At 34.1% G+C, this 16,256-nt stretch carries 19 protein-coding genes and 1 riboswitch; of the genes, 9 read left to right on the top strand and 10 right to left on the bottom strand.

Annotated elements, in window-relative coordinates; translation table 11 throughout:
• Positions 1–5: 5 nt before the first annotated feature.
• Positions 6–794 carry a pyrroline-5-carboxylate reductase gene (proC, locus tag ACYQ3X_RS08305; RefSeq protein WP_460181342.1) on the bottom strand — a complete coding sequence of 263 codons (789 nt, stop codon included), beginning with the start codon at positions 792–794 and terminating at the stop codon, positions 6–8.
• Positions 795–805: 11 nt separating this feature from the next.
• Positions 806–1,504, bottom strand: coding sequence for a YggS family pyridoxal phosphate-dependent enzyme (locus ACYQ3X_RS08300; protein WP_460181341.1), 699 nt, complete (start codon positions 1,502–1,504; stop codon positions 806–808).
• On the opposite strand from ACYQ3X_RS08300, the gene ACYQ3X_RS08295 reads away from it, so the two are divergent.
• The 3 genes from ACYQ3X_RS08295 (at position 1,483) to ACYQ3X_RS08285 (ending at position 4,858) form a co-directional block, all read left to right on the top strand.
• Complete coding sequence (locus tag ACYQ3X_RS08295) at positions 1,483–2,934, top strand: sensor histidine kinase (protein ID WP_460181340.1); 1,452 nt, start codon at positions 1,483–1,485, stop codon at positions 2,932–2,934. The two genes, ACYQ3X_RS08300 and ACYQ3X_RS08295, sit on opposite strands and share 22 nt — an antisense overlap.
• A 3-nt stretch (positions 2,935–2,937) precedes the next feature.
• Positions 2,938–4,323: a sigma-54-dependent transcriptional regulator gene (locus tag ACYQ3X_RS08290; RefSeq protein WP_460181339.1), complete on the top strand. Its 1,386-nt coding sequence runs from the start codon at positions 2,938–2,940 to the stop codon at positions 4,321–4,323.
• 133 nt (positions 4,324–4,456) lie between these two features.
• Positions 4,457–4,858: a hypothetical protein gene (locus tag ACYQ3X_RS08285; RefSeq protein ID WP_460181338.1), complete on the top strand. Its 402-nt coding sequence runs from the start codon at positions 4,457–4,459 to the stop codon at positions 4,856–4,858.
• A 51-nt stretch (positions 4,859–4,909) separates the two neighbouring features.
• Here ACYQ3X_RS08285 and ACYQ3X_RS08280 read toward each other — a convergent pair whose 3' ends face one another.
• Genes ACYQ3X_RS08280 through ACYQ3X_RS08265 form a run of 4 tightly spaced genes read right to left on the bottom strand, consistent with a single transcriptional unit; the run spans position 4,910 to position 7,961 of the window.
• Positions 4,910–5,293: a hypothetical protein gene (locus ACYQ3X_RS08280; protein WP_460181337.1), complete on the bottom strand. Its 384-nt coding sequence runs from the start codon at positions 5,291–5,293 to the stop codon at positions 4,910–4,912.
• 19 nt (positions 5,294–5,312) lie between these two features.
• Entirely contained in the window at positions 5,313–5,840 is a 528-nt protein-coding gene (locus ACYQ3X_RS08275) for a Chromate resistance protein ChrB (RefSeq protein WP_460181336.1), read from the bottom strand.
• Positions 5,841–5,846: 6 nt separating this feature from the next.
• A complete protein-coding gene (locus tag ACYQ3X_RS08270) occupies positions 5,847–6,995 on the bottom strand; it encodes an MFS transporter (protein WP_460181335.1) in 1,149 nt (382 codons plus the stop codon).
• 3 nt (positions 6,996–6,998) lie between these two features.
• Positions 6,999–7,961 (bottom strand): inorganic phosphate transporter, encoded by a 963-nt coding sequence (locus tag ACYQ3X_RS08265; protein ID WP_460181334.1) that lies wholly within the window; start codon positions 7,959–7,961, stop codon positions 6,999–7,001.
• 119 nt (positions 7,962–8,080) lie between these two features.
• On the opposite strand from ACYQ3X_RS08265, the gene ACYQ3X_RS08260 reads away from it, so the two are divergent.
• On the top strand, positions 8,081–8,236 hold the full coding sequence (locus tag ACYQ3X_RS08260) for a HEPN domain-containing protein (RefSeq protein WP_460181333.1): 156 nt from the start codon (positions 8,081–8,083) through the stop codon (positions 8,234–8,236).
• Positions 8,237–8,282: 46 nt separating this feature from the next.
• Here the strand turns inward: ACYQ3X_RS08260 and ACYQ3X_RS08255 are convergent, their stop codons facing one another.
• Entirely contained in the window at positions 8,283–9,032 is a 750-nt protein-coding gene (locus ACYQ3X_RS08255) for a prenyltransferase/squalene oxidase repeat-containing protein (RefSeq protein ID WP_460181332.1), read from the bottom strand.
• Positions 9,033–9,082: 50 nt separating this feature from the next.
• A riboswitch (Fluoride riboswitch) is annotated at positions 9,083–9,152 on the top strand.
• 33 nt (positions 9,153–9,185) lie between these two features.
• Between ACYQ3X_RS08255 and ACYQ3X_RS08250 the strand changes: the two genes are divergently transcribed.
• Both ACYQ3X_RS08250 and ACYQ3X_RS08245 read left to right on the top strand, forming a co-directional pair.
• The gene (locus tag ACYQ3X_RS08250) at positions 9,186–10,346 is read left to right on the top strand and encodes a cation:proton antiporter (protein ID WP_460181331.1); all 1,161 of its coding nucleotides are present in this window, start codon (positions 9,186–9,188) and stop codon (positions 10,344–10,346) included.
• A gap of 2 nt (positions 10,347–10,348) precedes the next feature.
• Positions 10,349–10,774, top strand: a complete 426-nt coding sequence (locus ACYQ3X_RS08245; RefSeq protein WP_460181330.1) for a universal stress protein — start codon at positions 10,349–10,351, stop codon at positions 10,772–10,774.
• Between the two features lies 1 nt (position 10,775).
• Here the strand turns inward: ACYQ3X_RS08245 and ACYQ3X_RS08240 are convergent, their stop codons facing one another.
• Positions 10,776–12,563: a KUP/HAK/KT family potassium transporter gene (locus tag ACYQ3X_RS08240; RefSeq protein ID WP_460181329.1), complete on the bottom strand. Its 1,788-nt coding sequence runs from the start codon at positions 12,561–12,563 to the stop codon at positions 10,776–10,778.
• Between the two features lie 135 nt (positions 12,564–12,698).
• On the opposite strand from ACYQ3X_RS08240, the gene ACYQ3X_RS08235 reads away from it, so the two are divergent.
• The 3 genes from ACYQ3X_RS08235 to ACYQ3X_RS08225 are packed head-to-tail and all read left to right on the top strand — an operon-like array spanning position 12,699 to position 14,502.
• Positions 12,699–13,733 (top strand): mechanosensitive ion channel family protein, encoded by a 1,035-nt coding sequence (locus ACYQ3X_RS08235; protein ID WP_460181328.1) that lies wholly within the window; start codon positions 12,699–12,701, stop codon positions 13,731–13,733.
• On the top strand, positions 13,730–14,086 hold the full coding sequence (locus ACYQ3X_RS08230; protein WP_460181327.1) for a nucleotidyltransferase domain-containing protein: 357 nt from the start codon (positions 13,730–13,732) through the stop codon (positions 14,084–14,086). The genes ACYQ3X_RS08235 and ACYQ3X_RS08230 overlap by 4 nt, the downstream gene beginning before the upstream one ends.
• Positions 14,071–14,502 (top strand): HEPN domain-containing protein, encoded by a 432-nt coding sequence (locus tag ACYQ3X_RS08225; protein ID WP_460181326.1) that lies wholly within the window; start codon positions 14,071–14,073, stop codon positions 14,500–14,502. The genes ACYQ3X_RS08230 and ACYQ3X_RS08225 overlap by 16 nt, the downstream gene beginning before the upstream one ends.
• Positions 14,503–14,506: 4 nt before the next feature.
• Here ACYQ3X_RS08225 and xerD read toward each other — a convergent pair whose 3' ends face one another.
• The gene (xerD, locus tag ACYQ3X_RS08220) at positions 14,507–15,391 is read right to left on the bottom strand and encodes a site-specific tyrosine recombinase XerD (protein WP_460181325.1); all 885 of its coding nucleotides are present in this window, start codon (positions 15,389–15,391) and stop codon (positions 14,507–14,509) included.
• Positions 15,357–16,163, bottom strand: a complete 807-nt coding sequence (locus tag ACYQ3X_RS08215; protein ID WP_460181324.1) for a ribonuclease H-like domain-containing protein — start codon at positions 16,161–16,163, stop codon at positions 15,357–15,359. Before ACYQ3X_RS08215 ends, xerD begins: the two co-directional genes overlap by 35 nt.
• Positions 16,164–16,256: the final 93 nt, after the last annotated feature.

The raw sequence follows: 16,256 nt of genomic DNA, 5'->3' as shown, positions 1-16,256 counted from the left end.
CAACCTCAGTCCTGGATGCTGAGTTCTTTTGCTCTTTTTGCTGCTTCCTGCACTGTTTTTAAAATTATTTCTCTTAATGCTCCCTGAGATAAAATCTTCAGTCCTGCTTCTGTTGTTCCACCAGGAGATGTTACTTTCTGTCTGATTTTATCAGGTGGAAGTCCACTATCAAGGAGCTTTGCTGTTCCAATAAATGTTTGCACTATGAGCTCCTTTGCTATGTCTTCAGCAAATCCAAGCTCTGTTGCCACATCTATAAACTGTTCAACTATGTAACATAAAAATCCTGGTCCACTGCCTGACAAAGCAGTGACAAGATTCATATATTGTTCTGGCAGTGTAATTACTTTTCCCACACTCATAAATATGTCTCTAACAGGAGCTATAATTTTCATCTCAAGACACTCACAAAGTGCAAGAACCGTTACTGCCTCTCCTACTGTGGCTGCCAGATTTGGCATTGCTCTGATTAATTTGTCTGTTTTAAGATATTTCTGAATGAATTCAAGAGGAATTCCTGCAGCTATTGAAACTACAGTATGTTTCTCAGAAACAGTATCTTTAATCTCTTCAAGAACTTCTTTTATGTTTTGAGGTTTTACTGCCAGCACAATAATTTCAGATAAATTAACAACTTCCCGATTTGAAGGTGTTGTTTTTACTCCATAACAGTTTTCAAGGTATCTTCTTCTTTCATCAATTGGTTCAGATACAACTATATTTTTTTTACCCTCTTTAACAAGCCCTCTTACAAGGGCTTCAGCCATATTTCCACCACCAATAAATCCTATCATATTTTGCCTCCTCAATTTATTCTCTGCCCGAAAAGGGCTGTGCCTATTCTTACCATTGTTGCACCTTCTTCAATGGCTATCTCAAAATCATGAGACATTCCCATTGAAAGTTCTTTAATAAAAGGATATTTATCGGATAAAAAATCCCTTAACTGCTTCAGCTTTCTAAAATAGGGTCTTACATTTTCAGGATTTTCAAAATAAGGAGGAATTGTCATGAGTCCTTCTACTTTAATATTTGGAAGATTAGAGCAAAATTCTATTAATTTTTCTGTATCTTCAGGCTTTATTCCAAATTTGGATTCCTCCTCTGACAACTTTACCTGAATTAAAACTCTTTGAATTTTGCCAATTCTCTCTGCTTCTTTATTTATCAATGCTGCAAGCTTTTCTGAATCCACTGAATGAATTAATTCAAAAAGGCTGACAGCATCCTTTGCTTTATTGCTCTGCAGATGCCCTATCATGTGCCATTGAATATCCATGTTCCACTGTGCCATAAACTCCTTTAAAGATTCTATTTTATTTTTTGCTTCCTGAACTCTGTTTTCTCCAAAAACTCTTAAACCAAGCTGAGCTGCTTCTTTTATTTTATCAATAGTTTGAGATTTTGTTACAGCAATAAGTTTAATTTCTTCTGGATTTCTACCTGCTCTTAAAGCAGCATAGGTTATTTTTTTAAAGACAGATGATATTCTTTCTGAAAGCATACTATAATACATTATACATGATTATGAATATCCTTGATAGGCTTTCTCTGAAGTGGAAACTTATTGTGCTTCTGCTTTTGCTTAATTTTACTTTAATGTCATCGCTTTATGTATTTTATACTCAGACTGAAAAAAGACTTTTAAAAGAAATAGAATCTCAAACTGCAGATCTTACAAAAGCGATCCAGATAGGAGTTGAAGAGGTTACCCGTGGTGGTTCAAATAAACTTGCAGACTATATTAAAAAACTTAATACAAAAGGCATAAAAGAGGTCTCTATAATTAGCAATAAGCAGGAAATAATCGCAAGCACAAATCCACAAAATATAGGCAAAGCAATAACTCACAGGAAAAAGGAGTTAATAATCAAGGCTGAACTTGGAGAGCCAGTATTTGAAGAAGAAAATGTGTATAATGTAATAGTTCCTGTAATAGCTGGTAATGTTCAATATGGATATATTCATCTGAGAATTAATAAAGATGATTTTTCAAAAATTTTAAAAACCAATGCGATAAAAAGAATCATAACAACTTTAATTATATTTTCCTTAGGCATAATAGTGACCTACATGATTTCTTTAAGATATACCAGACCAATTGATGCCCTTACTGAAGCTGCAATAAAAGTTGCACAGGGTGATTTTAATTATAGACTGGATATTAACAGGAAAGATGAAATAGGCAAAATAGCAGAAAGTTTTAATTTTATGATTCAGAAACTTAAGGAAAACCATATGCTACAGGAAAGACTTAGAGAAGCAGAACATCTTGCAGCAATCGGACAGCTCAGCCGTACAATTGCTCATGAAATAAGAAATCCTCTTAATTTCATAAACTTAAGCATTGACCATCTTGTAGAAAAAATAAAAAAAGAAGAAAAAAACAACAATGACCATGTAAAACTGCTTGAAGCCATGAAACAGGAAATCTATAGAGTAAACAATCTCATTACAGAGTATCTTGAATATACAAGACCGCTTAAACTAAATAGAAAATTTGCAAGTATTTTAGAGATAATAGATGATGTTGTCTCAATTATTGAAGCAACAGCAGAAAAAGAAGGAATTAATATTTATAAAGACTACACAGTTGATTTTACTCTCAATCTTGATGTAGATTTGATAAAAAGCTGCCTTTTAAATATTATAACAAACGCAGTATATGCAATGAAAAATTCTGAAGTTAAAAATCTTTTTATTAAAACAGAGCTTGTAGAAGAAAACCTTCTGATCACAGTATCTGATACAGGCTCTGGAGTGCCTGAAGAGCTTATTGATAAAATTTTTGAACCCTTTTTCTCTACTAAAAAAGAAGGACTTGGAATAGGGCTTCCTTTAGCAAAAAAAGTTATAGAAGAGCATGGTGGAACCATAGAATTTTCAAGCAAATTAGGAAAGGGTAGTGAAGTAAAAATCTATATTCCGGTTTAATCAATGACAACAATATTGGTAGTGGATGACGAACAGTTACAGAGAGAGATTCTCAAAACAATTCTTTCAGAAGAGGGCTATGATGTTTATACTGCCTCTTGCTTAGAGGAAGCAAGAAAAATAATTAATGAAGTCATACCTGAAATAATTCTTTCTGATTTAAAGCTGGGCAATCAAAATGGAATGGAAATTCTTAGCAGCCTACCAGAAGAACCTTTCAAACCTGCAGTAATTGTTATTACTGCATTTGGAACAATCTCATCAGCAGTTGAGGCAATTAAAAAAGGAGCCTTTGATTATCTTACAAAACCTCTTGATAAAGAGGTTCTTTTAGTTACTGTAAAAAAAGCAGAAGAAAGAATGAATCTTATTAAAGAAAATCTGAGGCTGAGAAAAGAGCTTTACGAAAAATTTAAAATAAATGGCATTATTGGAAAATCCAGAAAAATGCTTCAAGTTCTTGATATAGTTAAAAAAGTAACTCCCACAAATGCAACAGTGCTAATATATGGCGAATCAGGAACAGGAAAAGAACTTATCGCAAAAGCAATCCATTATAACTCCTATAGAAGAGACAAACCATTCATTGCAATAAATTGTGCAGCAATCCCTGAAACATTAATAGAAAGTGAGCTTTTTGGATATGAACCAGGGGCTTTTACAGGTGCTAATACAAGGAAAATAGGGCTTATAGAAGCTGCTGACAAGGGTACACTTTTTCTTGACGAAATTGCCGAGATTCCTCTTGCAACTCAATCTAAGCTTCTCAGAGTGCTTCAAGAAAAAGAAGTAAGAAGAATTGGAGGTAAAGATACAATCAAGGTTGATGTGAGAATAATTGCAGCAACCAACAAAAATCTCTCTGCAGAGGTGGAAAAAAACAGATTTAGAGAGGACCTTTATTACAGATTAAAAGTTATAACAGTTGAAATACCACCTTTAAGAGAAAGAAAAGAAGATATACCAGAGCTTGTAAACTTTTTTATTGAAAAATACTCAAGAGAATTTGGAAAAAGAATTAATGGAATTGATAATTCAGCACTGGATGCTTTAATTAATTATCCCTGGCCTGGCAACATAAGACAGTTGGAGACAGTCATTGAGAGAGCAATAATTATTTGCGAAGGAGAAAAAATTACTCTGAAAGATATTAAGGATGAATTGAAAGTTTCCATGTCAAAAAATGTCTTTGAAATAGATATACCAGATGAAGGAATAAACTATGAAGAGCTGGAGAAGGAGCTTTTAAAAAAAGCACTGGTTAAATCCAATTATGTCATTGCAAAGGCTGCAAGATTGCTTGGAATGAGTTATAAAACATTCTGGTACAGGCTTGAAAAATTTGGACTTTCTGAAAACTTCCCGAAAAGGGGAAATTTCCTCAAATGAGAAAATTTTTATTAAATAAAAGGTAGATAAATAGCCTTATACAGGCTGGCATAAAATTTGTATAACAAATTTTCAGAGCTAAAGACTGAAATCCCTTTGAAAAAATAGAAAAGAAAGGAGGTGACAAAGGAGGATGAAGAAAATATTAGCAATAGTAATGGCATTGGTATTTGCTCTCACAGTGACAGCAGCATTTGCTCAGCAGCCTGCTGCAAAGCCAGCCGAGCCAGCAAAGAAGGCTGAGCCAGCAAAACCAGCTGAACCAGCAAAAAAACCAGCTAAGGAAAAAGTAAAAAGCATTACTGGTGAGGTTACAGCTGTTGACACAGTTGGCAAAACTATCACAGTAAAAAGCAAAAAACAGGAGCTCACAATAGCAGTAACAGACGAGCAGATTAAGGATGTAAAGGCTGGTGACAAGGTAGTAGTAAAATACACTGAGAAAGACGGCAAGGCAGTAGCAAAGAGCGTAAAGAAAGTAGCAGCCAAGGCTGAGAAAAAAGCTAAAGAAAAACCAGCTGAAAAGAAACAGTAAGCTTTCTCTAAGTTATAAGGTGGAGGCATAATCCTCCACCTTTTTTTTATTTTATACTTCTATGCCTCTTTTCCTTAATTCTTCTAACTTCTTTTCTTTGCATTCTTTGCATCTAAACTCTGGTTCAGGATCATGAAGCCTGTCATAGTTTTTTGTTTTTACAACCCTGTATCCTTCACAAATCTTTCCACAGTCAGCACATACAACATTCTTTCTAATTTCCCATAGAGGATAAAAAGCAGGGATGTTGAAGTGGGATTTAAATATTGCCTTGTCAACAAACCAGAATACATTGGCAAGTAAAAACTGATTCAGCAAAAATGCTGGAATTGTATGTATTTTTAAATAGTCACTTAAAACAAACTGTAGCAGTGCTCCTGCAATACCTGATAGCACTATCCATCGACCAAATACATATACAAACCATGTTTTCATTTCAAAACCTCCATTTACTTTATTCTTTCTGAGATTCTTTATAGACTCTTTTTGAAAATTCTTCAAAAAGCCGTATACATTTTTTTATCTTTTCCGTTGCTATTTTTTTTAAAGGAGCATTTACAAAGTCTCTTTTTTCTACTTTTTTAAGCCATGCTTTAAGTTTTTCAAGTTCTTCTTCATTTTCCTCAACCTCTGCGAATATAAAATTCTGCCTTTCAATCTCAAAGGATATTTCTTTAAAGAAATCCTCGCATTTTTCAATTACTTCTTTGTATTCTTTGTTCCTTGCATCAACAAAAGCATTGAGTATTTTATCTTCATCCTGTTTGTTTAAAACCTTACCTTCTACTAAAAGAGCCTGCCCACCATAATTTTCTATAAATTTCTGAAGATTTTGAACTTTATCAATAATCTCTTTTGAATATGGAAGAACCCATACTGTTTGATAGTTTATAGCACCAAGCTTTCTGAGTTCCCTCCATATAAAAACCCTTGCCCTTGAAGGGTTTGAAGGAGATGTATATGATATAAAAAGCCATTTCATTAATTTTTAGTGTAACATTTTTCTTACTCTGATAAGAAAGGGTATGGAGGAAAGTTGAAGAAGCACTGAAAAAACTACTAAAGCAGAGACTGAAAAATCATACAAGAGACCTAAAGCAGTGCTACCTAAAAACCAGAATAAACCATAGCCTGTATTGAATACGCCATATCCAATACCTCTTTTTTCCTTTGGAACTAAAACCGCAACAGCAGCTCTCATAATAGACTCCTGAGCTCCCATTCCTATTCCCCACAGTAGCATTCCAAACAAAGCAGAATAAAATCCACCAAGAAAACAAAACGGAGCAAAACCTGCTGAGATGAGAACAGAAAAAATAAGTATTGACAACCCTTTTTTATCAAAAAGATATCCAAAAATCAAAGCTGCCAGAGCATCAATACCCATTGCCATAGCATAAAAAACAGGTATCCAATGCTCAGAAACCGTTGCTACTTTTTTGAAATGGTAAGCAATTAAAGGAAAATCAGCATATCCTGCCCCATTTAAAGCAACTGCTATGAGATAAAGCCAGTAGACTTTGCTCAAGCTCTTTGTTTCTATCTGAAGCTTTGATATTTCTAAGTCTCTTGGTGATGGATAGAGAAACCTTGCAAAAATTAGTATACTTATTGCAATAGCAGCTGGGATAAGCAATACTCCAAAAGCTTCTTTGTATCCTCCATGAAAATAAAATACTGCTGCAACAATCAATGGACCAACCATTGCTCCAATCTGATCCATTGCCTCATGAAGTCCAAATCCCCATCCACGACCAATCTGAACTGTAGCATGACTTAGCATGGCATCTCTTGAGGGAGTTCGTATTGCCTTTCCAGTTCTTTCAGCCATAATTAATAAAGCTGCAAGCTGCCATTGTCCAACCAGCGCCAATGCAGGAACGCTCAAAAGATTGATTAAATATCCTGCGATGGCTATACTCCAGTATTTACCTGTTTTGTCAGCAAGCCATCCTGCAAAAAGCCTGAGTGCATATCCAATAAACTCACCAAAACCTGCAATAAATCCAACCACAGTAGCAGTTGCACCTAAAAAAGCAAGAAAAGGACCTGTTATACTTCTTGCAGCCTCATAGGTCATATCAGAAAATAGACTTACAAGTCCGAGTAAAACAATAAATACTGTTGCAGGTTTCATTTTTTATTTTACTCCTAATAGGAATGATAAAACTTTATATAAAATATATGCAGTAACTCCTGATACCACAAGAGAAACAAACCAGTTTATAACAATCTCTTTTATGATTTTAATTTGAACATATTTAATTCCTCTTGCAAGACCTGCACCACCAAGTGCTCCTACAATTGCCTGATTCATGGATGTAGGATAACCTAATAGGGCTGCTATATAAACAGTAGTAGCTTGTCCAAACTGTGCTCCTATGGCACTATTGATTTCAAGCTGAACAAGATGAAGCCCTACCTTTTCTAAAAGGGGTCTTCCCCATGTAAGAGCACCTATTCCAACAACAAATCCTCCTATAAATCCTGCAAATAATAAGGATTTAACAACACCACTACCATAAAGAACGCTTACAGCAAGTCCGCTATTGTTAGCTCCCAATGTAAAGGATGCGTAACAGCATGCAAGAATGAGGATAAACTTTTTGAATGCTTCTGCTTTTTTTGCTTTAACAGTTCCTACTGTTTTTGTAAAAATAAAACCTAAGAGGCATCCAACTAATGGAGTTCCCACCCATGTAATAGCAAGAGGTAACATAGTGTGTTCCCAGGCAATGGGAGCATCTGTAGCAATACCAACCCCGACTATGGAAAAGCAGGCTAATTGAGCTGTAGATATTGGGAGTTTAAGCCAGGTATTTACAGCAGTAACCAGAGCTGCATTAAGCATCATTACCATTGCCCTAAAAGGATTAAGATATTCAATTGGTATTATGCCAGCTCCAACAGTTTTAATAACCTCATGACTTTGAAAGGTTGCCCCAAGCAAAGCACATATAGCAATTAAAATAGTAGCAGTTTTAACATTAAATATTTTTGCTCCGTATGCTGTTCCCATAACTGCACCAGTATAATGCGAACCAATTGTCCATCCAAAAAACAATCCTGCTATGATCATTCCAACAATATAAAAAGTTTCCATTTTCCCCTCCTCAAAATATAATGTAACTATTGTTACATTAATAAAACTAAATTGTCAAGAAATTTTCAGTGACAACTGTTACATTAAATTAAAAATTATGTTATAATTTTTCATCCCAGATGTTACAGGAAAAAGAGTTTTACTATAAAAGTATTGTATCTGCTTATTATACAGTTTATCATGCTGCAAAGGCTCTTTTACTTATGAAATGTGTTGATCCCAAAACCCACGAAGGTGTTGAAAGTTTGATTATGAAGATTCCAGAGAAGCAATAGCCTTAGCTAAGGAATTTTTAGATAAAGCAAAGCAGAAAATCAAAATTTAAATTTTTAAAAGGGTTAAGCTCTCCACTGCATAAAATGTTGAATCTAAGAAAGCTGCTGAATTGGGAGTTCTTGCAAATCCTCCTGATTTTGTCTGGCAATATAAGATAAATTCAAGAGTTTCTTTTGGTTTCTCAGGTAATGAACCTAAAAAATCCAGAGCCTTCAGACAGAAGTATGTGTTATCAACATAAGAAGTTGTCCCTGGTGAAAATCCATATCCTCCATCAGGATTCTGGCATTTTTTAAAATATTCAATCAGTCTGTTTTTTTCAATTCGTTCTTTAATAAATCCTCTACAGGAGAGATAAAGAAACATATATAAATCTTTTACTGTTCTGGGTTCAGATAATTTCCCTATATCTGATATCTGGAAATCTATTAATTCTGAGATTTTTGATAGATAAAATGCTCTTTCCAGAGTTACTATTCCTGCTTTCATATATTGTTTTAAGAATTTTTTGTCAATTTGCACATTACAAATCATGGATATTCTCAAAAGCTGATAAAAAACTTTAGGCTCATTCCATTTTTTATTTGAATAAAGCCATAACTTTAAAGTTTTATCCTCATCTGGCTTATAATTAATATTTAAACCAAGTTCTTTTAAAGATTTTATTATTTTTAATGCATGATAAGTATCTTCAACTGTTGCAGGTAATAATGGAGTTGCTGCAAAACCGCCATCCTGTTTTCTTCTCTGCATAACAAACTGATAGCACTCATAAAGAACTTTTCTTAAATCCATACTATTTAATTTTATACCAAATATTGACATATAGTTTCAAATTTTTTTATCCTAAAAAAGGCGATGGAGTTCGCCTTTAACTGCCTCTGATTTTCAGTGGCTGATAACTCCTACCAGTAAAGGTAGGGTTATGCACTGAAAAAGGAGGCAAAAATGTTTGAAATCCTTTTAAAAGCTTCTTTCTGGTTTTTTCTTGCCTTAGTTTCAACAGTAATCGCAACAAAACTTCGCTTAGCAACAGCTTTAACTGAAATTGCAGTTGGCGCAGTTGCAAGTCTTGTTATTGCTACAACAGGAATATCCCCTGGTGAAAATGACATATGGATTAAATTTATTGCAGGTGTTGGTGCTATAATGCTTACATTCTTGGCTGGTGCAGAGCTTGAACCAGATGTATTAAAAACAAGATGGAAAGAGACTCTTGGAATAGGATTAATTGCTTTTTTAGCTCCTTTTCTTGGATGCACAGCAGTTGCCTATTACATTCTTGACTGGAGCACAAAGGCAAGTTGGCTTGCAGGAGTTGCTCTTTCAACAACCTCTGTGGCAGTTGTTTATGCTGTAATGCTTGAGCTCGGACTTAATAAAACTGAGTTTGGTAAGGTTATTCTTGCAGCATGTTTTGTAAATGACCTCGGAACTGTTATTGCCCTTGGATTGATTTTCTCGCCATTTACAACTAAATCCTTAATTTTTATCGGACTTACCATTGTTCTTGCCATTTTAGTTCCTATCATAACTCCAAAAATATTTAAAAAATTTGGCAATAAACCATCAGAATTTGAAACCAAATATCTTTTATTTATGCTTTTTGGACTTGGTGCTACTGCTTTATGGTCAGGAAGCGAAGCCGTACTTCCTGCTTATATTATTGGTATGGTTTTAGCAGGAACTGTAGGGAAAGACTATCAATTAATAAGAAGATTAAGAACACTTACAATAGGATTTCTTACTCCCATTTATTTTTTAAGAGCAGGATATTTTGTTTCAATTCCTTCAATTATTGCAGCACCTCTGGCACTTCTGGTATTATTGGGTGGGAAAATGATAACCAAAATTACTGGTGTCTATCCTGTAACCAAACTATTTAAGTTCAGACACAAAGAGGGAATGTATACAACGCTTCTCATGTCAACGGGACTTACATTCGGCTCTATTTCAGCATTGTTTGGATTAACGCATGGAATAATTGACCAGATCCAGTATTCACTCCTCATTGCAGCAGTAATTGGAAGTGCTGTAATTCCAACAATTATAGCCAATGCTTTTTATTTACCAAAGTATTTATTACCTAAAACCAAAAAGGAGGATTAAGAATGCTTAAAAAAATTTTAGTTGCCTTTGATGGCTCTCAGGAATCTTACAAAGCCTTTGATTTTGCTTTGAAACTCTCTAAGGAATGCCCGGCAGAACAAAGACAGATAACGATTCTTTCTGTTGCTCAGCCACCAGAGCCTGCAGACATAATAGAGGTAAAGGCAGTTATTGACAGCGCCACAGAATACTACAAGAAAGAATTTGAAAAAATATTTTTAATAGCTAAAGAATATGACATAGAAATAAACACAGAGATTGTTGCAGGACATCCAGCAGACCAGATTGTAAGATATGCCTCTGAAAATGGCTTTGACATAATAATCATGGGACAGAGAGGAATGTCAAAGATTGAAAGATGGCTTCTTGGTTCAGTCTCCCGCAGGGTTGCAACCTATGCAACATGCCCTGTGGTTATAGTGAAATAACTTACATCTCAATTCTTGTTAAAACACCATGAAGCTTTCTTGAAGGTAAACGGAAAAAGCTTATAAAAGCTGGAGTTATTCTTTTTATAAAAGCGAATAACTTCCAGTGTCCTTTTGCAACAATATCCTCAAGACCATAAAATATTGCCCTTTCATCAATTCCATTTTCCCTGAGTATTTCTTCAATATTTACAAATTCCATGTAACCCATTTCAATTTCAAACACTCTTATGCCCTGACAGAGATTTTCCTTAAAATAACCAGTTACTCCAAATGGATCAGGTCTTATGATTATTGAAAGAAATATATTGTCCTCATAAATTATCCCATGATAGAACATTGTTTCAACTATATAGGGTGAAATCTTACCTGTATCTCTGATAAAGAAAATAGCTGTTCCTGCTATCTTTGGATTGGTTTTATACACTCTCTCAAATTTTAAAATAAAGTCTTCTCTATCCATAAACTGCATGGCAGTGTAAAGTTTTTTCTGTCCATTAGTAAAAAGCAGAATAGTTAAAAGTGGGAACAATGCAAGGACAATTGAATAATATCCACCCTGGGGAATCTTATGTAAACAGGAGCTGAAATATATAAAATCAACAGCTGTAACAACCACAGCAGCTATCACTGCTATATAGTTTCTTTGGAGGGAAAAAATAGAAATTAATATAATTCCTGTTATGCACATGTTTGATATTACAGCAATTCCATAAGCTGATGCTAAATTAGAAGAACTTTTAAACTCCAGCATAATGAATAAAACTGCAATAAGTAAAAGCCAGTTAACACTGCCAATATATATCTGGGATTTTAATTCCTTTGAAGTATAATCAATCTTTAACAGAGGCATTATTCTTGTGGTGATTGCCTGATAGACAATTGAAAACATTCCACTTATCATTGCCTGAGAAGCAATAACTGTTGCAGCTATGCTCAAAATCAAAAAAGGAACATAAAGATAAGATGAAAAATTTAAAGATAGTTCAAAAAGTATGTTTTTAACTTCAGGATGAGATAGAATAAAAGCACCCTGCCCAAAATAATTAATTGAAAGAACAAAAAACAGTATTGCCCATGCCTTTCTTATGGGCTTTGAACCAAGATGTCCCATGTCTGCATACATTGCCTCAGCACCTGTTGCACAAAGAATAACTTCTCCTAAGATTAAGTAGCCTTTCCAGCCATTTTTTAAAAGAAAATCAATGGCATAATAGGGATTTACAGCTTTCAAAACATCAGGATTTTTAAAAATTCCATAAACACCGATAACAAAAAGACAAGAAAACCATACAACCATTACAGGACCAAAAGCAGAGGCAACCTTTTCAGTTCCTTTTTTTTGAAAGAGAAATAAAAATATAGTAATAATCATTGCAGTTAAAATAATTATTTCCTGTGATACTGTTATGCCTGGGATAAAAGCTGAACCTTCAACAGCACTTAAAATACTTATTGATGGCGTTATAACACCATCACCCATGAGAAAAGAGATTCCTATAAATGATAAAAATGTGACCACACCCTTTGCTTTTTTTGATTTTGCAAGGGATTTAAATATCTCAGCAAGAACTATTGTACCACCTTCACCCCTTATACTGAGTCTCATTGCAAGGATATTGTATTGAAGAGTTGGTATAATAACAAGTGTCCAGAAAACAAGGCTGAGAACACCGAGAACATTCTCATGGGTAGGTTCAAGAATTAAAAATGCTACAGTTAATGTATATATGGGGCTTGTTCCTATGTCTCCAAAAACGAGCCCCATTGCTTTTATTATTCCAGTCATAGATTTTTATTATACCTGAAATTGAGAATATAAAAAATCCTGAATCTGCTATCTGTGATTAAACAATATCTTGATTTTTTAAGATTGTTTTCTATAATCTATTATCCAGGAAGCGAAAAGAATTTTGGATAATTTATGAATATTGAAAAAGTTGCGGTTTCCTCCTTTATAGTAGTAGTCTCAGCTGTAGTTTTACTTTTAGCAAGATCTTTTCTGTTTAAGATAGTTCATCACTGGGCTAAAAAAACTAAAACAGGCTTAGACAATTTAATAATAGAAACAATTAAACTTCCTTCTATTTTCTGGTGCATTGGAATAGCCCTTTATATTGGAGTTGACAGCTCGGAATTTCCTTCAAAATACAACTTATATGTAGTCAGGGCAATTCATATATTGATAATTCTATCAATTACAGTAGTTGCTGCTAATCTCATTAACAGACTTTTCACTCAGTATGTGGAGCGTTCTTCAGTCTCTGTTCAATCAACAGGTCTTTTAAATTTTATCATAAAAATCACTGTATATTTAATCGGATTTATAATAATCCTTAATATTCTCGGAATTTCCATAGCACCACTTATAACAGCTCTTGGAATAGGAGGACTTGCCGTTGCTCTGGCACTTAAAGATACCCTTGAGAATCTCTTTGCAGGAATACATATTATGGCAGAAAAAACAATAAGGGTTGGTGATTTTATAAGGCTTGAGACAGGACAGGAAGGATATGTGGAGGATATTTCATGGAGAACAACAAGAATCAGAATGCTTCCAAACAATATGATAGTAATACCAAACAGTAAGCTCGCTCAAAGCATTGTTATTAACTACTTTCTTCCTGAAAAAAGAATGTCTTTACAGATTCCTGTAAGTGTAAGTTACTCATCAGATCCAGAAAAAGTTGAAAAGATACTGATTGAGGAGGCAAAGAAGGCTTCTGAGGAGATTGATGGATTACTTAGCGAACCTGAACCATTTGTAAGATTTATCCCTGGCTTTGGTGAAAACTCATTAGACTTTACTCTTGTCCTGCAGATAAGAGAGTTTGTTGATCAATATAAAATTCAGCATGAGTTAAGAAAAAGAATATTCAAACGCTTCCGAGAAGAAGGAATTGACATTCCCTTTCCTCAGAGAGTTGTATGGCTTAAAAATGATATAATTAATTCATGATTGATACAAAAAATTTAAGCCTTTCCTTTGCTGAAGAAAAGATTCTTGAACTGTTTTCTTCAGCTATAAAATATAGCATGCCTCAAGCAACAAAAATTATTCTATTTGGCTCTCGTGCTCGCGGTCTTTCCAATGAGGAAAGTGACCTTGATGTTGCTGTGGTGGTTAAATCTTCAGTAAATAAAAGTTTATGGGACATAATCTGGAGTATAAAATGGGAATTACTCAGTGAACTCTTTTTAGAAGAATTTCCTCTGTCCCTTACATTATTATCTGAGGAGGAATTTAATTCAGACACAGCTCTGATAAGAGAAATAAAAAAAGATGGAGTATTGCTTTGGGAAAGGAGTTAGCATTAGCTGAGATTGAAATAGCAGAAGAAAAGCTTGAAGCTTTTTTAGATGACAGAAAAGCAAAGAGATGGGGAAATGCAACAGTAAACCTTTACTTTGCTCTGGAACATGCAGTAAAAGCACTTCTTGCAAGTGTTGGTATTGAACCAAAATCCCATGAAGGCGTAAAAATCATGTTCAGCATGCATTTTATTAAATCAGGTGCAGTCTCACCCAAAATAGGAAGATATCTTGGAAACCTTTATGATAGAAGAACAACTGCTGAATACAGCCCTCTGCGTAGAAGTGAGTTCACAGAGGAAGAGGTAAAAGCTTATTCAGAATGGGTTAAAGAAGCATTATTGGAAGTACTGCCTCTCCTCAATAAAAATAAAGTGCCAGCTGATAAAATCAAATCATTAATTAAAAAATTGTAGATTTTTATTTAGCTCTTGGATGGTGTTTAAGATACTCTTTGCGAAGTCTATCCATTGAAACTTTTGTATAAACTTGCGTTGTGGATATATCACTGTGACCGAGCATTTTCTGAAGTGATCTTAAATCTGCACCACCTTCAAGCAAATGAGTTGCAAAGCTGTGTCTTATCATATGAGGAGTTACATTCACTCCAGCAATTTTCCCTATAACTTTAAGATTCTGCCAGAACCTTTGACGGGTCATAGCCTGTCCGCGATTGTTTAAAAAAACATAATCAGAAGCTCTGTTTTTAAGAAGCTTTGGTCTTAGCTCTATTAAATAGTTTTTAATTTTCTCTATTGAGCGATGAGCTATTGGAATAACTCTTTCTTTATCTCCTTTACCTTTAACTCTTATAAATCCTGCTTCAAAATTTATATCGCTCAATTTTAAATTAACAAGCTCACTGACCCTTAATCCTGAAGCATACATTAATTCAAGCATGGTAATATCTCTTAAGTAGTATTTATTTTGAAGTATCACTGAAAGAAGTTTTTTTACCTCATCCATTTCAAGAGCCTTTGGAAGTCTGAGCCATAGTTTTGGTGATTTAAGCCCCTCTGTTGGATCATGGTTTATTAAATTTTCAAAAATCAAAAATCTAAAAAATTGCTTTAAAGAAGAAAGGATTCTTGCAATTGATGAAGAAGTGTAGCCTTTTTCCTTCAAACCTAAGAGGTAGTGCACTATCTCATCTTTTTTACAATCAAGAATTAAAATATTTTGCTCATTAAGCCATTTTATAAATCCCTTCAAATCATTTTCGTAAGATTTTACTGTATTTATAGATAAGGCTTTTTCAGTAAGACAATAATTAATAAACTTTTTGAGAAGCTCTTTTTGTTCCATTATCTATAAACTCTTCAATGCCCACCTGCGAACGCAACATCTCATAAAAAATCTTTCCCAATTGAAATAAATTTTCTGTATCAGCCCTATTATACGAAATAAGGCGTTCAAGACTGTCAATACTTCCATTTAAATGGGCTTTCCATAGCTTTACAGCATCATATCCATTAAGTCCTTTAAGATTTTCTTGTCTTTCAATCAGAAATAATGTTTCAAGCTTTTTAAGCCCGCCCTGAATCCCGAGTCTTTTTCCAGCAAAAAATAGGTCAAAATGCGGAATGTGTTCAATTTTTAAATTGGGGAACTCTTTTTTAAGAAAAGGGATGTCAAAGATGCTTCCGTAAAAGGTTATCAAATATTTATGCTCATCAATGGCTTGTTGCAATGTATCTTCAGTGAGAGTTTCTCCTTTAATTAAAGCTTTATATCCTTTTATTGAATACAGACCAACAACTGTTACATATCCACCTTTTTCCGGTGTCAGTCCGTTGGTTTCTATGTCAAGACATACAGTATCATTGATAAACTCCTCAAATAGTCTCCAGTGCTCTCTTTTTTTTAAGTTTTCTGCAAAGAAATAACAGTTCTTGTAAATTAGCGCATCATAAGCTTTGTAAAGAAACTCATCATAGGCTCTTTTTTTCTCGTAATCTACATCTAAAACTTCTTTACAATTAAAAAAATCTTCCCATGTAAGAATCCCTTCTCTCCATAGTCTTCGCTCTCTTTTTTCTCCAATTCCATCAAGAAGAATAAAGGTGTTTTTAATCATGTTTTTATTATATTAAGCTTAAGGAAATTTAGACAAGTTCTCAAAGAGTAAAGTACTTGAATATTGATTCAAAATTTGAAATAATAATTTATC

Source organism: Thermodesulfovibrio sp. TK110, assembly GCF_054658355.1.
The sequence above is the reverse complement of the archived record's forward strand: the minus strand, read 5'-3'. Positions and strand labels throughout refer to the sequence as shown.

Coding starts and splice junctions, on each gene's coding strand:
- proC (WP_460181342.1), bottom strand. CDS start 794: ATGATAGGATTTATTGGTGGTGGAAATATGGCTGAAGCCCTTGTAAGA.
- ACYQ3X_RS08295 (WP_460181340.1), top strand. CDS start 1,483: ATGATATTCTTTCTGAAAGCATACTATAATACATTATACATGATTATG.
- ACYQ3X_RS08300 (WP_460181341.1), bottom strand. CDS start 1,504: ATGCTTTCAGAAAGAATATCATCTGTCTTTAAAAAAATAACCTATGCT.
- ACYQ3X_RS08290 (WP_460181339.1), top strand. CDS start 2,938: ATGACAACAATATTGGTAGTGGATGACGAACAGTTACAGAGAGAGATT.
- ACYQ3X_RS08285 (WP_460181338.1), top strand. CDS start 4,457: ATGAAGAAAATATTAGCAATAGTAATGGCATTGGTATTTGCTCTCACA.
- ACYQ3X_RS08280 (WP_460181337.1), bottom strand. CDS start 5,293: ATGAAAACATGGTTTGTATATGTATTTGGTCGATGGATAGTGCTATCA.
- ACYQ3X_RS08275 (WP_460181336.1), bottom strand. CDS start 5,840: ATGAAATGGCTTTTTATATCATATACATCTCCTTCAAACCCTTCAAGG.
- ACYQ3X_RS08270 (WP_460181335.1), bottom strand. CDS start 6,995: ATGAAACCTGCAACAGTATTTATTGTTTTACTCGGACTTGTAAGTCTA.
- ACYQ3X_RS08265 (WP_460181334.1), bottom strand. CDS start 7,961: ATGGAAACTTTTTATATTGTTGGAATGATCATAGCAGGATTGTTTTTT.
- ACYQ3X_RS08260 (WP_460181333.1), top strand. CDS start 8,081: ATGTTACAGGAAAAAGAGTTTTACTATAAAAGTATTGTATCTGCTTAT.
- ACYQ3X_RS08255 (WP_460181332.1), bottom strand. CDS start 9,032: ATGGATTTAAGAAAAGTTCTTTATGAGTGCTATCAGTTTGTTATGCAG.
- ACYQ3X_RS08250 (WP_460181331.1), top strand. CDS start 9,186: ATGTTTGAAATCCTTTTAAAAGCTTCTTTCTGGTTTTTTCTTGCCTTA.
- ACYQ3X_RS08245 (WP_460181330.1), top strand. CDS start 10,349: ATGCTTAAAAAAATTTTAGTTGCCTTTGATGGCTCTCAGGAATCTTAC.
- ACYQ3X_RS08240 (WP_460181329.1), bottom strand. CDS start 12,563: ATGACTGGAATAATAAAAGCAATGGGGCTCGTTTTTGGAGACATAGGA.
- ACYQ3X_RS08235 (WP_460181328.1), top strand. CDS start 12,699: ATGAATATTGAAAAAGTTGCGGTTTCCTCCTTTATAGTAGTAGTCTCA.
- ACYQ3X_RS08230 (WP_460181327.1), top strand. CDS start 13,730: ATGATTGATACAAAAAATTTAAGCCTTTCCTTTGCTGAAGAAAAGATT.
- xerD (WP_460181325.1), bottom strand. CDS start 15,391: ATGGAACAAAAAGAGCTTCTCAAAAAGTTTATTAATTATTGTCTTACT.
- ACYQ3X_RS08215 (WP_460181324.1), bottom strand. CDS start 16,163: ATGATTAAAAACACCTTTATTCTTCTTGATGGAATTGGAGAAAAAAGA.